At 54.7% G+C, this 3,190-nt stretch carries 5 protein-coding genes; all 5 read right to left on the reverse strand.

Translation table 11 applies throughout. The features are described from left to right. On the reverse strand, nt 1–287 hold a 287-nt coding region (locus KHQ26_RS25845; protein ID WP_211777978.1), incomplete at its 3' end, for a hypothetical protein. Continuing rightward, nucleotides 284–586 carry a MarR family transcriptional regulator gene (locus tag KHQ26_RS25850; protein WP_117052295.1) on the reverse strand — a complete coding sequence of 101 codons (303 nt, stop codon included), beginning with the start codon at nt 584–586 and terminating at the stop codon, nt 284–286. The genes KHQ26_RS25850 and KHQ26_RS25845, both read right to left, overlap by 4 nt. Continuing rightward, nucleotides 583–1,320, reverse strand: a complete 738-nt coding sequence (locus tag KHQ26_RS25855; protein WP_019704107.1) for a replication protein P — start codon at nt 1,318–1,320, stop codon at nt 583–585. The genes KHQ26_RS25850 and KHQ26_RS25855 overlap by 4 nt, the downstream gene beginning before the upstream one ends. Further along, entirely contained in the window at nt 1,317–2,282 is a 966-nt protein-coding gene (locus tag KHQ26_RS25860) for a replication protein (protein WP_032428219.1), read from the reverse strand. Before KHQ26_RS25860 ends, KHQ26_RS25855 begins: the two co-directional genes overlap by 4 nt. Nucleotides 2,283–2,341: 59 nt before the next feature. Continuing rightward, nucleotides 2,342–3,139 (reverse strand): ParB/RepB/Spo0J family partition protein, encoded by a 798-nt coding sequence (locus tag KHQ26_RS25865; protein WP_023342712.1) that lies wholly within the window; start codon nt 3,137–3,139, stop codon nt 2,342–2,344. Nucleotides 3,140–3,190 lie beyond the last annotated feature (51 nt).

Genomic DNA, 3,190 nt, shown 5'->3' on the forward strand with positions numbered 1-3,190 from the left:
TCCACCCCATCAGCCTTAATCCCGGCCAGGTAGGCATCGGTAGCGGGGATATCTTTCAGCGCATAACAAACATCGTCAGTGCTGCACGGATCATCCTTTCCGCAAACCTCGCAGAAGTGAACCGAATGACTATGGTCTGTAATGGCGTTCTTCAGCGCCACATTCTCCGACGCCAGCTGCTTAAACGCTTTTGCCAGCTTCAGGAACTTCTGCTCTCTGATCGACAGCTCGCCTGCGCTCTCCAGGGAGGCGATGAGCTCGTTTACTGCCTGTAATGTGATAGTCATTTTCTTACTCCCGCCAGGCACTGGTTAAAAAGGTTGGTCATTGGGTTTACGCCGCCAGGACGCTGGCGATACTGAACAGACGGATCGCTTTCGGTGACAACTGTTGTGTCAATCAGGGTGTAGCGGTAGCTCCTGCACTCCCCTTCACGCTTAACCTGGCCGTCACGGTGCATCTGCCACAGGGAGGAATTGACCACTGAAGAGTCAAGCCCGGTGCCGCGGCGGATATCCTGAAAGCTGCAGCCAGGATGCTGGCCGATGAAGTTAATAACGGCTTGTTTGCCAGAGTTCTTTTTCATGACCGCCCTCTCCCCAGTCCAAATTTCGCCCGAATTTCTGCGATTTTGTTTAACCCCTGCTCCTGACTTAATGGCCGGCCACCAAGTTTTGGAATCTGCTTAACCGGCTCTGGAATCGCTTCTCCTGCGTTTAAACGACGCACCATACGCATCAGCTCATCCTGAGCCTTGCGGCGCAGCTCAGCGTCGCTGAGGCCGTTTGCGCGCATGTCTGCGTACAGTCCAGTAACCATCCAGTAGCAGGCCTTGTGCTTCAGCGTTACCGGCGTGACGTTGTGCTCTGGCCACGGATAGGACTCAGCATCCGGGTATTGCCCGCGGGTCCGGCAGTACTGGTAAACCATATCGACCAGCTCCACTGCATCCGGCAGTCCGGCAGATACGGCTGATTCCGATTTGCACCAGGCGACAAACTGACCCGGCGATGGCATGAATGGACGATCCTGTTTGCGGGCAACGCGCATTCCGGCGTTGATTTGCTCCATGGAGACAATCCCGTTTTCCTTGAACGCCAGAAGCCACTGCCGGCGCATCTCGTTCATCTCCTCGGGTGTTTTGCTGGCCAGCGCCGGGAACACAGCGAGCAACTGGCGGAACAGTTCGTTGAAGATCTCCGCAGTCTTTGCCGCCTGGCGCTTTACTGCCTGCTCGTCCTGCATTTCAGGAAGCCCGGCAGCCACGCGCTGGAAGTTTTCTCGGTCGAAGTTGTGCATGCTTTCAGCGATTGATTTCATTCGAGCACCCCATAAATCCAGTCAGTGTTGTTCAGGTCGACTTTTGGCTTCCCGGCAACCTGAACCCCTGGCGCGCTGCGCTGCATGGTCAGCTTGTCCCACTGCTTGCGCAGCGCTTCAGGGCTCAGGATGTTGCGATGCCAGAACGAGTCTTTGCTGGCCCAGTCGTACATGGCGCAAATGTCCTGGTGGCTGCGGTTGTCGATCTGGCGCATCAGTCGAACCGTGTTTGACCAGGCGGTCATGTCAGGGGCTTTGCAGGTTGGGTTGATCATCCTGACCCTGGAGAAAATCCACTCGGCAACGCGAACGTCTTCGGCGGTTCCCCACTTGCTGCCGCTGGGTGTGTAAACCGCAGCATCAGGATGAGCAGACAAAAATTTCTTAAGGCGGACGTCAGAGGATTCGTCAGAATTCTCGGACGAAGATCTTTTAATGTTTTTATTCTTGTTATTACCTTCTTGTTCATGTTGTGCGGTTGTTTGTGCGGCTTCATGTGCGCCATCATGTGCGGGTACCACCTTCAAACCCGCGCCATTGCTGGGCTCGCCATGTGCGGAAGTATGTGCGGCTTCATGTGCGGCTTCATGTGCGGGTAAATTGTCTGTTTTTTGAGCATACTCTGCAAAATTTGTGATGGTAATCACTCTCCCTTTTTGCTTCTCACCTTCGATAGAAATCATCCCTTCGCGCACAAAAACGGCCAGCATTCTCTCCACTGAATCGCGACTAGTAGGATTCCCTTTCCGGTCGCAAAGCTGCAGCCCTAAATCGGCCGCTGTGACCACCAGTTGACCGGGCAGCAGTGACCACTCATGACCTTTGAAAGTCGCTTTGAATGGCTGACGAGCAGCATTAAGCAGCAGGTTTTCCCACAGGGTTCTGAGGTACACATCTTTTGCCCAGGACTGCTTGAGAACGCTCCGGTACAACGGGATGTAGCCAGATTTCTGGTTTTCCATCCGGTTGCTCCTGAATTGCCCCGGCGCGGCGCCGGGAAACTTGAGTATTTCTGCGGTGTTCATGCTTCACTCTCCCAGCCGGCCTCTTTCAGGAATTTGCGATAGTTGTCCAGGATGGCGCGCGCATCAGCTGGCAGCTCAATGTCAGCCTGATCAGCGATTATCTGGAGAAACTGGCGCGCCTTTGCTGCGCTAAACTGCGGCAGAGCCGCGCTGCGGGTTAATTTCGATTTACCCGATGCTCTGGCCTTATCCATCTGGCGAACAGCTACAGAGGCCGCCTGTGGGCCGTGCTCGCGGGATAAAGCAACCGCGGTTGTCGGGGATACTTCGCCAGCACGAACCATGCTGATCAGCTCTTCTCCGCAGGTCAGCAAATGCAGGTGATAGTCGACGTCGGACAGAGAACGCTTAACCTTCTTCGCGATCTCGTCCGGCTCCCACCCCTGATTTCTCAAACGCTGATATGCAGCTGCGCGTTCCAGAGCAGTGAGAGGCTTTCCCTGGTTCCGGGTAACCATAAAGGCGATCCGGTCAGCTTCGTTCCCGACGAAGTCTTTGCACTCAAGACGGATGATGTCAGCACCTGCTTTCGTCGCTTCAATGGCGCCGTAATAGCGGTGGTGGCCGTCGATAACCTTCACGCCCTTCTCGGTAACCTGGACGTCCAGCGGAGGCACCGACTCGCCGGCGATAAACGCATCGCGGAACTCAGCGACGTGATCCTGGTCGATTTCGCGGATATTCAGTCCTGGCTCGACGTACAGCTCTGACAAAGGAACGGTGTAAGTTTTGTTAACCACCGTTCCGGTGCCGTTTTTGTCTTTGTGCTTGTAAAGCTGGTAAAGTGAACTCATAATTACTCCTGTGAATTGATCCAGTTAATTCGCGTAGAAAGCCGTTAGTGT

It is taken from the genome of Klebsiella sp. 10, assembly GCF_018223925.1.
Classification (GTDB): domain Bacteria; phylum Pseudomonadota; class Gammaproteobacteria; order Enterobacterales; family Enterobacteriaceae; genus Klebsiella; species Klebsiella pneumoniae.